At 48.6% G+C, this 17809-nt stretch carries 16 protein-coding genes; 3 read left to right on the top strand and 13 right to left on the bottom strand.

Going from position 1 to position 17809, the window contains the following annotated elements:
* Window positions 1-142: 142 nt before the first annotated feature.
* Complete coding sequence (locus ING2E5A_RS09915; protein ID WP_071135810.1) at window positions 143-1357, top strand: IS4 family transposase; 1215 nt, start codon at window positions 143-145, stop codon at window positions 1355-1357.
* A 325-nt stretch (window positions 1358-1682) separates the two neighbouring features.
* On the opposite strand, the gene ING2E5A_RS09910 is transcribed toward ING2E5A_RS09915, so the two are convergent.
* Window positions 1683-3191, bottom strand: a complete 1509-nt coding sequence (locus ING2E5A_RS09910) for an IS5 family transposase (protein ID WP_071135755.1) — start codon at window positions 3189-3191, stop codon at window positions 1683-1685.
* A 227-nt stretch (window positions 3192-3418) separates the two neighbouring features.
* Between ING2E5A_RS09910 and ING2E5A_RS09905 the strand changes: the two genes are divergently transcribed.
* A complete protein-coding gene (locus tag ING2E5A_RS09905) occupies window positions 3419-4078 on the top strand; it encodes a DUF2490 domain-containing protein (protein ID WP_083373288.1) in 660 nt (219 codons plus the stop codon).
* On the opposite strand, the gene ING2E5A_RS09900 is transcribed toward ING2E5A_RS09905, so the two are convergent.
* The 7 genes from ING2E5A_RS09900 to ING2E5A_RS09870 form a co-directional block, all read right to left on the bottom strand.
* A complete protein-coding gene (locus ING2E5A_RS09900; RefSeq protein ID WP_071137267.1) occupies window positions 4060-5184 on the bottom strand; it encodes an ABC transporter permease in 1125 nt (374 codons plus the stop codon). The genes ING2E5A_RS09905 and ING2E5A_RS09900 overlap by 19 nt on opposite strands.
* Complete coding sequence (locus ING2E5A_RS09895; protein ID WP_071138311.1) at window positions 5181-6287, bottom strand: ABC transporter permease; 1107 nt, start codon at window positions 6285-6287, stop codon at window positions 5181-5183. Before ING2E5A_RS09895 ends, ING2E5A_RS09900 begins: the two co-directional genes overlap by 4 nt.
* 1 nt (window position 6288) lies before the next feature.
* Window positions 6289-7029, bottom strand: a complete 741-nt coding sequence (locus ING2E5A_RS09890) for an ABC transporter ATP-binding protein (RefSeq protein ID WP_083373426.1) — start codon at window positions 7027-7029, stop codon at window positions 6289-6291.
* Entirely contained in the window at window positions 7022-7957 is a 936-nt protein-coding gene (locus ING2E5A_RS09885; protein ID WP_071137266.1) for an ABC transporter ATP-binding protein, read from the bottom strand. Before ING2E5A_RS09885 ends, ING2E5A_RS09890 begins: the two co-directional genes overlap by 8 nt.
* Window positions 7954-8892: an HlyD family secretion protein gene (locus tag ING2E5A_RS09880; RefSeq protein WP_071137265.1), complete on the bottom strand. Its 939-nt coding sequence runs from the start codon at window positions 8890-8892 to the stop codon at window positions 7954-7956. The genes ING2E5A_RS09885 and ING2E5A_RS09880 overlap by 4 nt, the downstream gene beginning before the upstream one ends.
* A 149-nt stretch (window positions 8893-9041) precedes the next feature.
* The gene (locus ING2E5A_RS09875) at window positions 9042-10181 is read right to left on the bottom strand and encodes a TolC family protein (RefSeq protein WP_083373287.1); all 1140 of its coding nucleotides are present in this window, start codon (window positions 10179-10181) and stop codon (window positions 9042-9044) included.
* The gene (locus ING2E5A_RS09870; RefSeq protein ID WP_231960369.1) at window positions 10171-10842 is read right to left on the bottom strand and encodes a TetR/AcrR family transcriptional regulator; all 672 of its coding nucleotides are present in this window, start codon (window positions 10840-10842) and stop codon (window positions 10171-10173) included. The genes ING2E5A_RS09875 and ING2E5A_RS09870 overlap by 11 nt, the downstream gene beginning before the upstream one ends.
* A 230-nt stretch (window positions 10843-11072) precedes the next feature.
* Between ING2E5A_RS09870 and glmS the strand changes: the two genes are divergently transcribed.
* Window positions 11073-12914 (top strand): glutamine--fructose-6-phosphate transaminase (isomerizing), encoded by a 1842-nt coding sequence (glmS, locus tag ING2E5A_RS09865; RefSeq protein ID WP_071137263.1) that lies wholly within the window; start codon window positions 11073-11075, stop codon window positions 12912-12914.
* Window position 12915: 1 nt separating this feature from the next.
* On the opposite strand, the gene ING2E5A_RS09860 is transcribed toward glmS, so the two are convergent.
* The 5 genes from ING2E5A_RS09860 to ING2E5A_RS09840 all read right to left on the bottom strand — a co-directional run bounded on the left by ING2E5A_RS09860 (window position 12916) and on the right by ING2E5A_RS09840 (window position 17805).
* Window positions 12916-13386 carry a GNAT family N-acetyltransferase gene (locus ING2E5A_RS09860; RefSeq protein ID WP_071137262.1) on the bottom strand — a complete coding sequence of 157 codons (471 nt, stop codon included), beginning with the start codon at window positions 13384-13386 and terminating at the stop codon, window positions 12916-12918.
* A 5-nt stretch (window positions 13387-13391) separates the two neighbouring features.
* On the bottom strand, window positions 13392-14477 hold the full coding sequence (locus ING2E5A_RS09855; RefSeq protein WP_071137261.1) for a GDP-L-fucose synthase family protein: 1086 nt from the start codon (window positions 14475-14477) through the stop codon (window positions 13392-13394).
* The gene (gene gmd, locus ING2E5A_RS09850; RefSeq protein ID WP_071137260.1) at window positions 14470-15555 is read right to left on the bottom strand and encodes a GDP-mannose 4,6-dehydratase; all 1086 of its coding nucleotides are present in this window, start codon (window positions 15553-15555) and stop codon (window positions 14470-14472) included. The genes ING2E5A_RS09855 and gmd overlap by 8 nt, the downstream gene beginning before the upstream one ends.
* Window positions 15556-15598: 43 nt before the next feature.
* On the bottom strand, window positions 15599-16981 hold the full coding sequence (locus ING2E5A_RS09845) for an exopolysaccharide biosynthesis polyprenyl glycosylphosphotransferase (RefSeq protein ID WP_083373286.1): 1383 nt from the start codon (window positions 16979-16981) through the stop codon (window positions 15599-15601).
* Between the two features lie 77 nt (window positions 16982-17058).
* Window positions 17059-17805 carry a WecB/TagA/CpsF family glycosyltransferase gene (locus ING2E5A_RS09840; RefSeq protein ID WP_071137259.1) on the bottom strand — a complete coding sequence of 249 codons (747 nt, stop codon included), beginning with the start codon at window positions 17803-17805 and terminating at the stop codon, window positions 17059-17061.
* Between the last annotated feature and the right edge of the window lie 4 nt (window positions 17806-17809).

The following is a 17809-nucleotide window of genomic DNA, read 5'->3' as shown; positions in this document are numbered from 1 at the left end:
GTAGCTTTGTATTCATCACAAAACAAGTCTACAATCACTGTTGTCCGATAAAAACTTTTTAGAAAAAGTACGCGGGCAAATTTGAGTTTTGCCCGTCGTACTAATAATTGTAGCTTTGTATTCATCACAAAACAAGTCTACAATGAACAAAAGTACTTATTTTTTTGGACAATCGGTATTCGGACAGCTCATATCTATGGTAGATACAAGGATTATCGCCCGAAACAGCAAACGGTACAAGGCCGATCATTACGTGAAACGTTTCACGGCTAAGGATCACCTTATAAGCATGTTGTTTTGCGTCTTCGCCAAATGCTCCTCCCTGCGCGAGGTGGCGGGTGCAATGCTCGGTCTTTCAGGCAAGACCAGGCATTTCCAGCTCGGCCACATACCCTACCGGAGCACCTTGTCGGACGCCAACAAGCGCAGGAGCGTTGATTTCTTCTCGGGCGTGTACCACGACCTGCTTCGCGAGTACCAACACGTGATCTCGGACACCCGCTTTAAAGATGTGTTGAACAAGCAGGTCGAGATCTTCGACAGCACGGTTATCAGTTTGTTCCAGGACATCTTGAAGTGCGTCGGCAGAACACCCTCGAACGGTAAACGCAAAGGGGGGATCAAGGTGCACACCGTTATCAATGTCGACGAGCCCGTTCCCAAGATGATATGGTTCTCATCCGCTGCCACGAACGATCACCTGCTGTTGAGGAAACTGGAACCGGATGACAACACTATTTACGTCTTCGACAAGGGATACAACGATTATAAAGCCTTCAAGCTGTTTTGTGAAAAGGGAGCCGGATTCGTTACCCGCATCAAGGAGAACGCCGTTTACAAGGTGGAGCAAGAACTTTACATCGATGAATGCATCCACAGCGGCGTGCTGGAAGACACTATCATCGAGGTGACCGTGAAGGAAGATGATGGCGGGAGCAAGCTGAAGTTGCGCAAGGTGGTGTTCTACGACAGGGTGTTGAAAAGGAAGTTCGAGTTCCTCACCAACCTGTTCGAGATGCGGCCCGACATGATAGCGGCCTTGTATAAAATAAGATGGCAAATAGAGCTGTTATTCAAGCAGTTAAAATCAAACTTCCCCCTGAAGTACTTCCTCGGGGATAACGAGAACGCGATAAAAATACAGGTATATTGCGCTTTGATCGTGAACCTCTTGCTCACGGTTATACAGAAGCGGTTGAAACGGCCTTGGGCATTCTCCAACCTGGTGTCATTTTGCAGGATACACCTGTTTAATTACCTGCACTTGATAAAATTTTTAGAAAACCCGGAACGAGATTGGCAACGAGATGACCAGGATTTAGAGATGCTTACCCTTTTCAGGGGGGCTTACTTTTGAAAATAGAAAAATTATAAAAAGAAACGACTGATAATAAGCCGGTTAAAAGTAACGAAGAATCAAAATCGGTTTTTATCGGACGGCAATGATTTATTTTAGTAAATAAAGGTTTTTACATTTGGGTAACTCTCAGTACCCTAATTAAGTGAAGAGTGTTTAAAGTTGATTCTCCTATAACGGTTACTCTGAATCGAGAGCTCACTAATTACTGTTATGTGTACGTACACATATTCATTTACAGACCACATTTTACAAATATAGGGGTGGTTCTATTTTATTCGATTAATAAATATGATATAAATAGGGTCTGCTTATTAATTCCCAATCAGGCACACAATTTCATTTGTGGCCCGAGTGGATAAATGTTTATATTTCTCACTATCATTAACTTCTGTAGTAACGAGACAAAATAAGGTAAGGGAATATCCCTCATATGCCGGATCAGATTCATCACAAAAATGATAGCCCCTATCCAACTCCTTGACGTCGAGGAGAGTCTGGCCCGGATATCATTTAAACCATATCCACGCTTGCCCTGTCCAAACTTCCCTTCAACCTGGTTGCGTTCCGCCGTCTCTCGTCGCTCTTTACGTTTTTGGTATCTGCTCTTGATCTCTTTTGCCGGCTTTCGTCCCAGTGGTTCCCCGGTGTAGCGGATTCTTTTCTCTTTCAAGAACCGTCTGTTCTCCCGGGTAAGATATATCTTGTCCACCTGAACCAGCTCCGGATACTTCCCTGTCAGCTTCCTGAAGCGTTCAACCTGTGACTGAAGATCCTGCCCCTCATTGAACGCATCCCAGTGGAAATGATCTACCCTGGCATAGCCATCCAGCAGGCTGATGTTGATCTTGGCGCCAAACTCCGTCTTGGCCTTGGCTTTACCACGGACGATGGGGCGAACATGTGGCTGATGAATGTTCACTATGCGATCTTCTACTTGATGGCTCTTCTTCTTATACATCGTCTCCTGTTGTTCCAGCAGATGCTGGATGACAAAAAAATACTTTAGTTGCCGCCGGTCGAAGGGAATCGGTTTATCCTTTATGGTGTCCAGTATCCCGTTGATAGTCCGCACATCCCGTTTCAGGTAGTTGATCTGCTTGCGTATCGCTTTTCGTAACACGTTGGCTGGTTTTCTCTTCATTTTCGACACATTCAAAAAATCCTTGCGTGCAACCCTTCTGTATGTACGGGGTTTATCTTTAATACCCAGTTTCAAACACAACTCATCGATCAGCTCTTCTGCCTTCTGGCGGCTCTCGTTCAGCAGATCCAGATCGGTGGGATACTTGATATCCGCATCACAGACCGTTGCATCCATTTGGAGCTTCCCCTTGTTCCCGGGATGCGGATCGGGATCGTCATCATTATCATCTTCTTCATCCTTCGCATCCTTGTCAACCACTTCTTGATTTGCCCCGGCTTTTAGCTTCAACCCTTTTCTTATCAAGTCGTCCGTCAATGATTCAAAGACATCAAGGTCGATTCGCTTTCTGATGGAGACCAGCAGTGACGGTGTCATCACCTGTTCATAGGTGAAAGCTTCGAGACCAAGAAAATACTGCATGTAGGGGTTCTCCTGTATCATCTCTATTACTCCACGGTCGTCACTCTTCATGATGTGCTTGATGATGATTACTCCCAGCACAAGCCTGGCATCTTTGGTGGGGGCACCCCGGTTGCTTTTGAAGTTCTTGTAATAAAGCCGGGCGAACTCTTCCCAGGGAACTATTTTTGAAAGAATAACCCACCGGTTATTCTCATCCAGTTTTGCCTCAAAGGGCATCTTGAACTCTGAAATTGAAAGCTGCCTGGAGCTCTTGTATCGTATCATAAAATGCAAGGTTTATGAAGTAAAAATACTCAATTTCTTGCAGTTATGCAAATTTTTTACCAACTAATTTACTGATATACAACACAAATGCCAATTATTCAGCAAACCCTAAATACTGTATAAAATGATATATAGAGGAGCGTCGTTGGTAATGGCTTCCATGTGTGGGATGTGATTGGACTTTCTTCCGGAGTTTTTATTAATTTTGTTGCTCATAAAATGGTATAATGAATAGAGCGTTATTGACGATACTCCTGACCTTCGCCGGCATATACTTTGCCAAAGCCCAGTCTGCAGTGGAGGAGAGATACCTCGGGAGCTGGATGTTTATGGAGGTCCATCACGATATCGCTAACCGGGCCTATCTTACCGTCTACATGGAAAACGACGTCTACCAATTCAGGAGTCTGAATTGCAGGTACGCCCGTTTCTCCGCCGGTTACAACTTCTTGCCCTGGCTCAAGACGGGAGTGAACTATGTTCCGGTGAGCGAGCCGGATCGTTGGAGACACTATCTCGAAGGTGACCTGATGGGTATACTCAAGTCGGGCGATTTCAAGGTGTCACTCCGTGAACGATACCGCTATCGGCTCACCGGAGAGGGGACCCATGAGCTACGAAGCCGTCTGAAGCTTGCATACGACATTCCCGAAAGCAAGTTGAGTCCCTATATCGCAATCGAGCTCTTTACCTGGGCGACAGGTGGAAAAAGACCCGTCACTATCTGGCATGTACCCGCGATATCACCAACTATATGCAGTTGGAGTGGTACTATCTCTATTATACCTTCAACGGTTTGCCGCCTGAACATATCCTTGGCCTGGGACTCAATTTCGAGTTGTGACCGGCAAGAACTATTGTCGGCAATTCAGGTTGTCTTGCGGTAGTTCCAGATGGCAAGGCTGTTGAGTACAACCGCGAACAGGGCAAGGTAGCCCAGTTCCGTGCTAACCTCCGCCAGACCGCTGCCTTTCAACACGATCAGCCGTACCACCCTAATGAAATGGGTTACCGGAGTAGATTCGGAGAGTCTCTGCGCCCAATGGGGCATGCTGTCGGTACTGGTAAAGAAGCCACTCATCAGGATGAAAAGCATCATGAAAAAAAAGGCGATAAACATGGCCTGCAATTGTGTGTCGGCCAAGGTGGAGATCAGTAATCCCAATCCCAGCAGGGCTACAAGGTAAACCGCTGCAAAGAGGTACAACACCAGCAGATTCCCTTCAGGCAAAATGCCGTAGAACAGATACATCACCAGAAGTCCTATCGTAAAAACGATTATCCCCACAATCCAGAATGGAATCAGCTTGCCGAGGATGAACTGCCACTTTTTTACCGGTGAGACGTTGATCTGCTCGATACTCCCCATCTCTTTCTCCCGCACGATGTTCAATGCACTGATGAACCCGCCGATCATGGTTAGCAGAATTACCAGTATGGCAGGCACCATGTAGTACTTGTATCTGGTATGTGGATTGTACCAGAAGGAGCTGATAATCTCCACCTTTACTTGGGGTGAGAATTGGATCCCCTCGGGGGATTTCACCTTCAGATCGAGTTCCTTGACAAAATCGGAAATGACGCTGGAGAGATAGGCTGCGCCAATTGAAGCCTTTGTCCCGTTGATGGCATCCACGGAGAGGTTAAGCTGCTGACGTCTATCCCGTACCAGATTCCTTTCGAATCCTGCCGGAATCTCCAGAAGCAGGTCGGCACTTCCCCGTTCCACCAGCTCCAATCCTTCCCGGAAAGAACCGGGGTTGCCGCTCATCTTGAAATAACCTGAAGCGGCGATTCTATTCCTCAACTGGTGGGAATAGCTGCTGTGGTCATGGTCGATATAAGCCACCCTCACATTTTTCACCTCGAAGTTGGCAGCCAGGGGAAAGATCATCAACTGAACTGTAGGCATGACGAACATGATAGCCAGAATGGTCCTGTCCCTGAAGATCTGCCTGAACTCCTTTTGTAATATGTAACGCAGGGTTTTCATGATAACCGGATGTTGAATCTTTTCAGTGCCAGGGAGAGGAGGATGGCAGACATCCCTACCAATACCAGGGTCTCCTTCCAGACGTAGGCGATGCCGAGTCCTTTCAGCATGACCGTCTTGATGATGCTGTAATAGTATTTGGAGGGCACTGCATAGGAGAGCACCTGAAAAAAACCGGGCATGTTTTCCAGCGGGAACATGAAACCGGTGAGCAGAATGGTGGGCAACATCATTCCCGCCATGGAGAGCATCATGGCAGCCTGTTGCGAATTGGTGACGTTGGAGATCAGCAGTCCAAGCGATAGACAGGTAATAATGAAAAGGAGACTTTCTACAAAGATGAGCAGCAGGCTCCCCTTGATTGCCACATCCAACAAAAAGAGAGCCAGCAGCAGTATGACGATAAAGTCGATCAGCGATAGCACCAGATAGGGGATCGCCTTTGCGATCAATACCATAAACGGTTTGAACGGGGAGACCAGCAACACCTCCATCGTACCGCTCTCCTTCTCCCTCACTACAGCTACGGAGGTCAACGCTGTGCTCACGATCATGAAGATAAGCGCTATCACACCCGGAATGAAGTTGAGTGAGCCGTTCTGCTCCTCATTATAGAGGTGGCGTGTTTCGATAATGATGTTGAAAGCTGCCGGCAGCACTGCATTCATCTCCTGCACATGCTGCTGGAGGATGGTGTTCAGGTAGTGGTTTACAGTGGTGGCCGTGTTGGGGTCTGAGGCATCTGCGATGATCTGTATGGGGGCCCCTTCATCCTGATACAACAGGTTGCCGAACCGGCTCGGAAGGATGATTACACAGCTGATCTTCCCCGATCGGAAGCGGTTTTCAACCTCATCATAGCTCAGCAACGGTTCCATGAGGTGAAAATAGCGGCTGCTGCTAATCCGGGAGATCAACTGTTGACTTGCGGCATCCCGGGCATTGTCCAGCACAGCGACTCCGATGTTCTTCACTTCGCTGTTGAGTGCAAATCCAAACAGCAGGATCTGCACGACAGGCATGCCGAAGAGGATGAGCAGCGTACGCTTATCCCTGAATACGTGATAAAACTCTTTTTGAATGAAGGCGAACAGCTGTTTCATCTTAATCACTTTTTCGTTTGGCTCCTCTGGCCAGTTGATAAAAGACCTCTTCCATCGAACTGGCATTGAAGATCGATTTCAGTTTGGAGGGCGTGTCGAGCGCCTCCACCCTCCCGTCCACCAACACGCAGATCCGGTTGCAGTACTCCGCCTCGTCCATGTAGTGGGTGGTGACGAAAACTGTAATACCGCCGGCGGCGGCTTCATAAATCAGTTCCCAGAACTGGCGTCGGGTGAGCGGATCTACCCCTCCTGTCGGTTCATCCAGAAAGACGATCCTGGGCTGGTGAAAGATGGCGACCGAGAAAGCCAGTTTTTGCTTCCAGCCCAGTGGCAACTCTCCTACCAGTTTCTTCATCTCTTTTTCCAGACCGAGTGAGACGATCAGTTCCCTGCCGCGTTTCCTTATCTCAGCATGAGGCACACCGTAGATTCCGCCGTAAAACTGGATGTTTTCCCACACGGTGAGATTTTCGTAGAGCGAGAACTTCTGACTCATGTACCCGATATGCTTCTTGATCTGCTCCTGTTGATGGTAGACGTTGAACCCTGCTACCCAGGCTTCTCCGGAAGTGGGATAGGAGAGACCGCACAAGACCCGCATCGCCGTAGTCTTTCCTGCGCCGTTGGCTCCCAGGAATCCGAAAATTTCTCCGGCGTTCACCTCAAAATTGATGGAGTCTACCGCTTTGAAATTGCCGTACTGTTTCGTCAGATTCCTGCATACGATAACTTTATCCATTTCGGTTCCCATTTAGTTCAGGTTCGCTCATCAACCGGATAAAACAGTCTTCAATGGTCGGGTTGATCCTCCTTATCTCCAATCCCGGAAATCTACACTCTTCAAGGAGAACGTGCAACTGTTCCAATCCGGCTCTCTTGTCCTTTAGCGTGATGTGGAGATATTCTCCAAATGCATGGCTCAGCTCAACCGGTTCCAACTCGCGAGCAAATTTCAATAGACCATAGATGTCGTCCGCCTTCACGGCAAAGAGAGGGCCTGGATAGTGCTGCAGAATCTCCGCTGGTGAGTCGATGGAGAGGATGATGCCGTTCTGGATCAGAACAATCCGGTCGCAACGCATCGCCTCATCCATATAAGGCGTCGAAACCAGAATGGTGATCCCCTGCCGTTTCAACCTATGAAGTATCCCCCAGAACTCTTTTCTGGAGACAGCATCTACACCGCTGGTCGGTTCGTCAAGAAACAGGATCTCTGGCTTGTGGATCAAGGCACAACAGAGGGCCAGTTTCTGCTTCATCCCGCCCGACAGCTTCCCGGCCCTTCGTCTCTTGAAGGGGGACAGCTGATCATAGATATCCTTAATCTGTCCGTAATTCTCCTCGACGGTAGTGCCAAACAGTGTTGCAAAGAAGCGGAGGTTCTCTTCCACCGTCAGGTCCTGATAGAGTGAAAATCTCCCAGGCATATAGCCCACCAAGTTGCGGATAGTCCTGTACTCCCTCACCGTATCATATCCGTGAATGGTTGCCCTGCCCTTGTCGGCCAGCAACAAGGTAGCCAATATCCGGAGGAGGGTAGTTTTTCCAGCTCCGTCTGGTCCGATCAGACCGAACAGCTCTCCCCGGTTTACCTCGAACGAAATCTTCTTCAGGGCAACCGAATCTCCATAACGCTTTTCCAGCTCATCTACCTCAACTGCAATCATTTCTGTTTACTTTTCCAGCGTACCTCCCCGTACATGCCGATTTTCAGATAGCCATCATTCTTTACATTCACCTTGATGGCATATACCAGATTGGCCCGCTCTTTCCTGGTATATATATTCTTGGGTGAGAATTCCGATTTCTCCGAAATCCAGGTGATGGTGCCCGGGTACTCCTTGTAGCCTCTCTTCCCGTCATCCACCCGGATCGTCACTTCCTGGCCAAGTTTCACCTGCACCATCTGGTTGGCGGTGATGTAGGCCCGCAGATCGAGCCACTCGAGGTTGGCAATCTTGTAGAGAGGTTTGCCTACGGTTTGCATCTCACCCTGCAGGGCATAATTGGCAATCACCGTGCCCTGAACCGGATTGATTACCTTCCCGCGGTTGATCTGCTCCTGGTATTGTGCAACCACCTTTTCAAGCGGATTTTGCTCGCTGAGGATGCTCCTGTTTCGGGTCTCGGTGTTGTAGCGTGCAAGTTTCAGCTCCTGCTCGGTGACGGCTCTCTGTTTCTGTAGCTGATCGATCGAGGCGACGATGTCGTCAAGCTGTTTCTGCGTTGCGGCATCTGCCTTGACAAGGTTTTCGAACCGGATCTTCTCACGTTGTAATTGAGAAAGTTGTGCCTGTTGTACCTCGAGCTGACGTCGGATCAGCTCAACTTGATCATTGGCCGATACGGTTTGATCCTGCAATGCCCGGATACTGGCCTCCACCTGCTCCTTCTGCAGCTCAAACAGGGAAACATCGATCTGCCCAACAGTGTCGCCAGCCACCAGGCTTTGACCCTCTTTTACGTAATAGGAGAGCAGGGTACCGCTCTGTCGTGCGGAGACGATCACTTCGTCCGATTCGAAATTTCCCGATGCATCAGAAGGTTCGCCCGAGGTGCAGGCTGTGAGCAGGATAATCAGAGGAATAATGTTTCTTTTCATCTTCTAACGATTTAGTTGCCGGAGAGGAATTGCTGATTGTAGATGGCTTGGCGCAACTGGATTTCGTGCAGCAGTTTGTTAAGTCGGGCGCCATGTTCTGCATTCATTTTCTGGATATACTCGTGCACTGTGATAACACCGTTCTCAAGCTAGGCTTCGGCCGACCGGGTCACGGCGGCCCGCAAGGCGATGATATCCTCATCCTGTTTGATTAGCTGCTCATATTTATTCACTTGCTCATCCTGCTGGACAAGTTCCATTTTCGTGTTTAACAGGAAGGTCTCCCTCTCCGTATCGACTGCCTGCTGAAAAAGAGTGATGGAACGTTTCCGGTTGTCGAGTGAGTATAATTGGCTCAGCGACCAGTTGAAACGCAGGCCGGTTACAAGCCAGGGACCTGACTCGTTCTTGAGCATGTTGAGTGTGGGCCTGCCGTATGCCCCCTGCAAAAAAGCGGTAATTTTAGGCAGGTAGGCCGGACGCAGCTGATGCCGCTGTGCGTCGTAAAGGGCGACACGGGAGTCGAACCATTTAAGTTCAGGCCGGTTGATGCTGGCTGACCTGGCTTCGATCCGAGGCATTATCAGTTCGATATCCTCCGCCAGCATTCTGCCTGTGAAGAGCGACAATATTTTCAGTAAGGCGGTGCGGTGGGACTTGCACTCGGTGAGCTGCATTTCATACTGCAGTAGTTCTGCTTTGAGCTCCGACACGTTGCTTCTGAATGCCATGCCATTGGCCAGTGCTGCCTCGCTCTTCTCCAGTTGGTGTCTGAGATTCGACCGGCTCAGTTCAATTTGCTGTTGCTGGGCATCCATCAGCAGGATGGAGAAGTAGATGGTGTTGATCCTGCTGTTGATGGCATAGAGTGTGATTTCCAGATTACTCTCTTCTACCTGGCGATTGGCCCTGAGCCGATCTTTCAGCTGCCGGATCTGCCCGCCGTCGTAAATCAATTGGGAGATCTCGCCAAGAACTCTATACTGATCCCTGCTCAGTACCGGGAGCGTGATGCCCGACGGGAGTGGACTGCCGCCGAAAATTTCAGTGTAATCCACTACCTCTGACTGGTAGGTGGCCTGACCCGATAGGGTGACCTGGGGCAGATAATGCAAATTGGCTTCCTGGATATCCAGACGGCTCGTTTTGGCAATCAGGTCAAACTGCCGGATAGCCGGATAGTTCTCCCTGGCCAATGCATAACATTCGTCAATAGTGATCGGTTGCGCCTGAACTGCATGCCAAAGCCATGGAGATATCAGGCAGAGGAGAAGGATTTTACTTTTCATTGTCACTTTGGTTTGAATTGAGATGGATGGTATATAACCATCGGGGAATAAGTTGTTTGCGATTTTCCATCAACTCTTTATACGCATCCCCGTTCATATGGAACGCGCTTTGCAAAATTGGCTTTGCCAATGCCGGCATGATAATCAGACCGATCATGTTCATCAGGTAGTGTATCGGGTGTATGGCATCTATGCGACGTTCGGCTACTGCCTGTTGGAATTGCTTGTAAAATATTGTCCGGAAGATGAGGTCGCGGATCGGTAGTTTCTCCAGCAGTAGCTCGGGATTGGTCCGCACTTCACTGATAATGAACAGTGGTATTTCCGGCTCATCGATCAACAAGTCGATATACTGGCTCGTAATCATGCCAATCTTCTCTTCCAGTGTGGAGCCGGGATCATTGAAGATAAGCCTGATTTTCTCCATGAATCTGCCAAGTGTTTCAGACATGATGATATTGAACAGCTTCTCCTTGCTTCTGAAATAGTAGTTCAACAGGGCCAGGTTGACCCCGGCTGCCTCGGCAATGTCGCGGGTGCGGGTGGCTGCATACCCTTTCTGGTGAAAGATGGTCCTGGCTGCCTCCTTGATCTTCTCTTCCGTATCCAGACCCCCTGTTTTGTTGAGTGATTCTTCCGACATATATTTGATTTTCTGCAAAGATGAGAATTTTTTTCGATATTCAAACAGATGTTTTAATCAAATGATTAATCTCTCCATTTTCTTAATGGTTTCTTCCCTGTTTTGAGGAGATGGTCAAAAACAATTTGATTGTTAAATACCGAAAACAGTTAATATATGTTGTGATATATCGGGTAATTATATTACTTTTGCTATTTTAATAGCTATATTTATTGACAGATTACAATTATTTCGATAAAAATTGAAAGATGTGTGGAATTGTAGGTTATATAGGTAACAGAGAGGCTTATCCAATCCTCATCAAGGGACTCCACCGGCTGGAGTACCGTGGATATGACAGTGCAGGAATCGCCCTGATTCACGAAGGCAACCTGAAAGTGTACAAGGCCAAGGGAAAAGTATCGGAGCTGGAGCACTATGCCGAACAGAAAGATGTGGCCGGTACCGTGGGTATTGCCCATACCCGTTGGGCCACCCATGGAGAGCCAACACAGCACAATGCCCATCCCCACTACTCGCAGTCGGAGGAGCTGGCCATCATCCACAACGGGATTATCGAGAATTACGGCTTGCTTAAGGAGGGGCTGGTCAGAGAGGGGTATACCTTTCAAAGCGAGACCGATACCGAGGTGCTGATACAGTTGATCGAGTTTATGAAGAGAAGTAATGGCACAGATCTCTCTACAGCTGTACAACTGGCCCTCACGCAAGTGGTAGGCGCCTACGCCATTGCAGTGCTGGACCGGAACAATCCCGACCAGATCGTAGCTGCAAGAAAAGGAAGTCCTCTCGTGGTCGGTATCGGAGAGGATGAATACTTCCTCGGGTCTGATGCTACACCTATTATCGAATTTACAAACCGGGTGACCTATATAGGCGATGAGGAGATAGTTACTATCCGGAGAGGGGAAGCTCTGAAGATCCGAACCATCACCAATATCGAAAAGACCCCCAGAATACAGAAACTTGAGATGACACTCAGCCAACTTGAAAAAGGAGGCTATCCCCATTTCATGCTCAAGGAGATATTCGAACAGCCCCATACATTGAGCGACTGCATGCGGGGAAGGGTGAACGTTGAGGGCAATAACATTACCTTGGCCGGTTTTATTGACAATCGCGAGAAATTTCTCAACGCCCGCCGTATCATCATCACTGCATGCGGCACCTCCTGGCATGCGGCTCAGATCGGCATGTATGCCATCGAAGAGTACGCCCGTATCCCGGTGGAGGTGGAGTATTCCTCCGAGTTCCGTTACCGTAAGCCGGTGATTCACAAGGATGACATTGTAATTGCCATCTCCCAGTCGGGTGAGACTGCCGACACGCTAGCTGCCGTCGAATTGGCCAAAAATGCCGGAGCATTTATCTTTGGCATCTGCAACGTAGTGGGTTCCTCTATTCCGAGGAACACCCATTCGGGTTGCTATACGCACGTTGGACCCGAAATCGGGGTTGCATCCACCAAGGCGTTTACCGCACAGGTGGCCGTGCTCACCATGCTGGCTATCCTGATCGGCAAAGAGAAGAGAACTGTCAGCAGGGAAGAGTATCTCAACCTGATCCGTGAACTGAACCTGATTCCGGAGAAGGTGGCAGAGATACTGAAGAAAAGCGGCCAGATCGAGCAGTATGCCAAGACTTTCACCTACGCAGGCAACTGCATCTATCTGGGAAGAGGGTATAACTTTCCCGTGGCGTTGGAGGGTGCGCTGAAGTTGAAGGAGATCTCCTACATTCACGCCGAAGGCTACCCTGCAGCCGAGATGAAGCACGGTCCTATTGCACTGGTCAGTCACGAGATGCCGGTGATCGTCATCGCCACCCAGTCTGACACCTACGAAAAAGTAACCAGCAACATTCAAGAGATCAAGGCCCGAAAAGGGAGAATCATCTCGGTAGTGACCGAAGGTGATCAGGTAGTCAGGGGATTGTCCGACTTTTCGGTTGAGGTGCCGGAGACCCTCCCCTGCCTTACGCCGTTACTCTCGGTAATCCCGTTACAGTTGTTGGCTTACCATATTGCTGTGGTAAAGGGATGTGACGTGGATCAGCCACGTAACCTGGCCAAGTCTGTTACAGTGGAGTAATTCAAAAGCGAAGCCTCATCATGATGGCATCCTCGCCTACCTCTTTCTCCGTTACGAAGCCGAATCGGCTACACAACCTGTAGGTCCGTTTGTTCTCTTTCAGGGTAATGCAGTAGATCGATTCCAGGTTACGCGACCGGGCATAGTCGATTACATCCAGCATCATCTGTATGGCGACTGTCTTGCCCCAAAGCTCCTTTTCGCCGATATATCCGAAAACCTCCCCATCCTTGTCGGTAATATGCTTCAGGCCGTAAACAGAGACGGGTACACCCTGGTACCATCCGGCACGCAGGTAATAGTCGGTCCGTGTTTTCAGGCTTTCAAACCATCTCTCCTGCGACTCCTGATCAAAGTCGGGAGTCATTGTCAAACTCTTCAGCTGCGGATCGTTCAGCCATTCCCATGATTTTTGCAGTGCTTCACGATCGAACTCCCTGAATTCGACCTCTACTAGTTTTCTATATTCCATAACGGTTATTTTTTATTTTTTTGATCGGCTATATACCAGTTGTACATCCGGTTGATGCCTTCTTCGATCTCGACGCGGTATTTCCAGCCAAGCGATGCCAGTTTCGACACATCGGTCAGTTTTCGCATTGTGCCGTCGGGTTTTGACGAATCGAACCGGATTTCTCCCTTATAGCCAATAATGGTTTGTATTGTTTTGGCAAGTTCCTTTATGCTGATCTCCTTGCCGGTGCCGATATTGATGTGGCAGTTGCGGATCTCGCTCTTTCCTTGCTTAAGGTCATCAAAATTTACCTTCTCCATGATATAGACGGAGGCGTCGGCCATATCCTCGCTCCAGAGGAACTCCCTTAGGGGTTGCCCTGTTCCCCAAAGCTCAACACGCCCGGCGAAGATACCCTGCCGGTTCAATGCCTCCATGATCTCTCCGGTGGGGCTGGTATCGCTGACACTGTTCAGCGGTCTCCGTTTCAGGTCGTTTCTAACAGCTTCCCAGTCTCCCTCCAGCAGACATTTGCCCAGATGCATCTTTCGCATCATGGCCGGGAGCACGTGGCTGTTCTCCAGGTGGAAGTTGTCGTTCAACCCGTAGAGGTTGGTAGGCATTACCGCAATATAGTTTGTTCCGTACTGGATATTGAAACTCTCGCACATCTTCAGGCCGGCTATCTTGGCAATGGCGTATGGCTCATTGGTGTATTCGAGGGGGGATGAAAGAAGGTACTCCTCCTTCATCGGTTGCGGAGACTCCTTGGGATAGATACAGGTACTGCCTAGAAACAACAGCTTCTTCACGTTGTGGCGGTAGCTCTCGTAGATGACGTTGTTCTGGATCTGAAGGTTCTTGTAGATGAAATCTGCCCGGTAGGTGTTGTTGGCAACGATACCGCCGACGTGGGCCGCGGCAAGGAACACATACTCGGGCTTTTCCTTGTCGAAAAATGCCCTTACGGCTGTCCCCTCCAACAGGTCCAGCTCTCCATGGGAGCGACCGACGAGGTTTGTGTAGCCCTTCTCCTGCAGGTTCTTCCAGATGGCGGAGCCAACCAGCCCCTTATGTCCCGCAACATATATTTTACTCCCTTTATTCATTGTCGATTTGCTCTTTCGCTTTCAACTTTCTCACAAATTTCATGTCGTGCTTCACCATCAGTTTGACCAGCTCTTCGAACGAGGTCTTTCTGGGGTTCCAGCCAAGGAGGGTTTTCGCTTTGGTGGGGTCACCCATAAGCTGTTCCACTTCGGCGGGCCGGAAGTATTTGGGATCTACCTCCACCAGAATCCTGTCGGTTGCGGTGTCGATCCCCTTTTCGTTAACTCCTTCGCCTTCCCAGCGTAGATGAATGCCCGCTTCAGCGAAGGCAAGCGTGCAGAACTCACGCACACTGTGCATCTCACCGGTGGCAATCACAAAATCTTCTGGCGTTTCATGCTGGAGCATCATCCACATGCACTCCACATAATCTTTTGCATATCCCCAATCGCGCAATGCGTCAAGATTTCCGAGGTATAGCTTGTCCTGCATCTGTTGTGAGATCCGGGCAACCGCGATAGTGATCTTTCGGGTGACGAAGGTTTCACCGCGCCGTTCACTCTCGTGATTGAAGAGGATACCGTTTACAGCAAACATGCCGTACGATTCGCGGTAGTTCTTGGTAATCCAGTAGCCGTACAGTTTGGCCACACCATATGGGCTACGTGGATAAAAGGGAGTGGTCTCCTTCTGCGGCACCTCCTGTACCAGGCCGTACAGTTCTGAAGTTGAGGCCTGATAGATCCGGGTCTTCTTCTCCAGACCGAGAATGCGGACTGCCTCCAGCAGCCGGAGCGTACCCACTGCATCGGTTTCGGCCGTGTATTCCGGTACATCGAAGCTCACCTTGACGTGGCTTTGGGCAGCCAGGTTGTAGATCTCGTCGGGTTGTATGGCCTGGATAACCCGGATCAGCGAACTGGAGTCGGTCATGTCGGCATAGTGAAGATTCACCAGCCTCTTCTGATGCATGTCCCTTACCCACTCATCGAGATAGAGATGCTCGATGCGCCCGGTGTTGAACGACGATGAACGGCGCAACAACCCGTGAACTTCATACCCCTTGTCTATCAATAACTCTGCCAGATAGGATCCGTCCTGTCCTGTAATACCTGTAATTAATGCTACTTTTGTCATGATTTAGTCTGTTGTATTTAAAATGCAAATATATGTAAAATATTTACATGGCGTTTTTATATGCATCTTTACCGATCAGGGTCATCACGATGATTTTGATGTCCCACAGGAAGTTCCACTTTTCCAAGTACTCCATATCGTATTCCACCCTCTTTTGCATTTTCCAGAGTTCGTCGGTCAGTCCCCTGTAACCGTTCACCTGAGCCCAGCCGGTGATGCCCGGTTTCACGAAGTGGCGAACCTTGTAAGACTCAATCAGTGCGGAGTATTGCTCGGTGTGTTTGAGCATATGCGGACGCGGCCCGACTACCGACATGTTTCCCATAAGGACATTGAAAAACTGGGGCAGTTCGTCGATATTGTATTTGCGAAGGAAATTGCCGATGGAGGTTATCCGGTTATCGTTCTTTACCGCCTGTTTCGTGTTGGCCTCGTTGTTCACCTTCATGGTTCTGAATTTGATGCAGTTGAAGGTCTTGTTGTTGATACCTGTCCGTTGTTGGACAAAAAATACCGGACCTTTCGAGTTAAGTTTGATGATGATACTCAGTATAGGTACCAGCCAGGTGAAGATAAAGAGGATGACTGCCGAGGAGAAGATCACGTCGAATGCCCGTTTTTGTAGGCGCAACGTCAGGTTGTCCAGCGGAATCTGTTGCGGGTTGAACATCTCAAAAAAGCGGGCAGACTCTATCTTCCGGTACATGCATTTGCTCCAATATCCATTCATGAGGATGTATCTTACCCTGAGTCCCGTTTTGTTGCATAACGCCAGGAGCTCTTTGGTATTTTTCCGGGTGAAGTACTTGGGATTGGTCACAAAAATCATGTTAATGGCATGCTCCCTGGCCAATTCCGGCAGCTCCTTCAACTCTCCCAGATGATTCTCGTTCGACCCGTTCTTCTTGTCGGAGATATATCCTACCAGTTTGAATCCCAACGTAGGATTGTTGTTAAGTATCTTCCCCAGCACCCTGCTTGGCGTACCTGTGCCCAGAATCACTACGCGGCTGACAGAATATCCTTTTGCGTAACGATAACGGTGGAATTGATAGATAAAATAGAATATCGTTACCTTGAACATGAAGAAGAAGGCCACATATTCCAGTATGAATATCCGGTAATAATCCTCCGGAAGAAATATCTCTCCCAGCAAGAAGAGGGTGATGATCAATATCAGAAATCGAATGATGATTATCCTCAACCTATACCTGTATTTATCGGTAAAGAAGAAATTTCGCTTCCCGTACAAGGTATATGCAATGATTTCCGAGATGTTAGCATGTAAAAAATACAGGTTTCTTCGGGGTACGTCCATATAATCGTTAACCGGACTAAACTGGAAAACAATTAAGACCGCAATGTTCAGAAGTAACAAGTCTAAAAGAAGATAAAAAAAACGTATTCCCGGGTGATCTGTTTCCATAACTACGAAATAAAAAAGTGTACAATGAACAATTAGTGGTTTTGTTGTTTTGAAAAACAAAACGTTTGTTTTTCAGTTTAATAGAGTACGTCGCGTAAAACTACACGGAATTGATGATTGAATGCTGCCAGTTTTTCCAACAGAATGCTTTTGACAAACAGCGTGTTTCCGATAAGGTACCTGCGCCACATGCGGCGTGGCTCCTTGATTAACCGGTAAAACCATTCCATACCCAGCGATATCATCCATTCCGGAGCCCGTTTTACCGTTCCTGCATAGAAATCAAATACGGCACCGATACAGCAGATATGCCCCGCATTCAGCATCTGGTAATATTTGAACGCCCATTTTTCCTGTTTGGGAGCGGTCATTCCGATAAAGAGAACATCGGGTTCAACCCTGTTAACCGCATCGATCATCTGCTGGCTCTCCTCTTCGCTGAATTCCGGCTTGTATGGGGGTGAATAACTGTGAACCTCCACATCGGGATACTCCTGCTTTGCCTTTTCACGAATCAGGTTCAATGTCTTTTCGGAACTACCCAGAAAGAAACATTTGCCCCGTTTCGACTGAAGCCGTTCCATCTCGTACCGGAACAGATCGTCACCGGCAATTTTTTTTAGTTTTTTGCCGACCAGCAGGCGGTGGGCCCAGACGATACTTATCCCATCCGGTAGTAACGTATCGCTTGATTTCAATGCTTCACGAAAAAATTTGTCTCTATGCAATGTATTGAATGAATGTGCATTAAGCGTAGTGATCAGTTTTTTCGACGGATTTAGCTCCTGTAGGGATCCGTTGAACAATTTGAATTCGTGTAACATAACT

It is taken from the genome of Petrimonas mucosa, from assembly GCF_900095795.1.
In the GTDB taxonomy this organism is placed as follows: domain Bacteria; phylum Bacteroidota; class Bacteroidia; order Bacteroidales; family Dysgonomonadaceae; genus Petrimonas; species Petrimonas mucosa.
Note: the sequence above shows the minus strand (reverse complement) of the source record. Positions and strands in the feature narration are given on the sequence as shown.

Coding starts and splice junctions, on each gene's coding strand:
- ING2E5A_RS09860 (WP_071137262.1), bottom strand. CDS start 13,386: ATGGAATATAGAAAACTAGTAGAGGTCGAATTCAGGGAGTTCGATCGT.
- ING2E5A_RS09890 (WP_083373426.1), bottom strand. CDS start 7,029: ATGGATAAAGTTATCGTATGCAGGAATCTGACGAAACAGTACGGCAAT.
- ING2E5A_RS09900 (WP_071137267.1), bottom strand. CDS start 5,184: ATGAAAACCCTGCGTTACATATTACAAAAGGAGTTCAGGCAGATCTTC.
- ING2E5A_RS09880 (WP_071137265.1), bottom strand. CDS start 8,892: ATGAAAAGAAACATTATTCCTCTGATTATCCTGCTCACAGCCTGCACC.
- ING2E5A_RS09905 (WP_083373288.1), top strand. CDS start 3,419: ATGAATAGAGCGTTATTGACGATACTCCTGACCTTCGCCGGCATATAC.
- ING2E5A_RS09885 (WP_071137266.1), bottom strand. CDS start 7,957: ATGATTGCAGTTGAGGTAGATGAGCTGGAAAAGCGTTATGGAGATTCG.
- ING2E5A_RS09875 (WP_083373287.1), bottom strand. CDS start 10,181: ATGAAAAGTAAAATCCTTCTCCTCTGCCTGATATCTCCATGGCTTTGG.
- ING2E5A_RS09855 (WP_071137261.1), bottom strand. CDS start 14,477: ATGAATAAAGGGAGTAAAATATATGTTGCGGGACATAAGGGGCTGGTT.
- ING2E5A_RS09895 (WP_071138311.1), bottom strand. CDS start 6,287: ATGAAACAGCTGTTCGCCTTCATTCAAAAAGAGTTTTATCACGTATTC.
- ING2E5A_RS09915 (WP_071135810.1), top strand. CDS start 143: ATGAACAAAAGTACTTATTTTTTTGGACAATCGGTATTCGGACAGCTC.
- ING2E5A_RS09840 (WP_071137259.1), bottom strand. CDS start 17,805: ATGTTACACGAATTCAAATTGTTCAACGGATCCCTACAGGAGCTAAAT.
- glmS (WP_071137263.1), top strand. CDS start 11,073: ATGTGTGGAATTGTAGGTTATATAGGTAACAGAGAGGCTTATCCAATC.
- ING2E5A_RS09910 (WP_071135755.1), bottom strand. CDS start 3,191: ATGATACGATACAAGAGCTCCAGGCAGCTTTCAATTTCAGAGTTCAAG.
- gmd (WP_071137260.1), bottom strand. CDS start 15,555: ATGACAAAAGTAGCATTAATTACAGGTATTACAGGACAGGACGGATCC.
- ING2E5A_RS09845 (WP_083373286.1), bottom strand. CDS start 16,981: ATGGAAACAGATCACCCGGGAATACGTTTTTTTTATCTTCTTTTAGAC.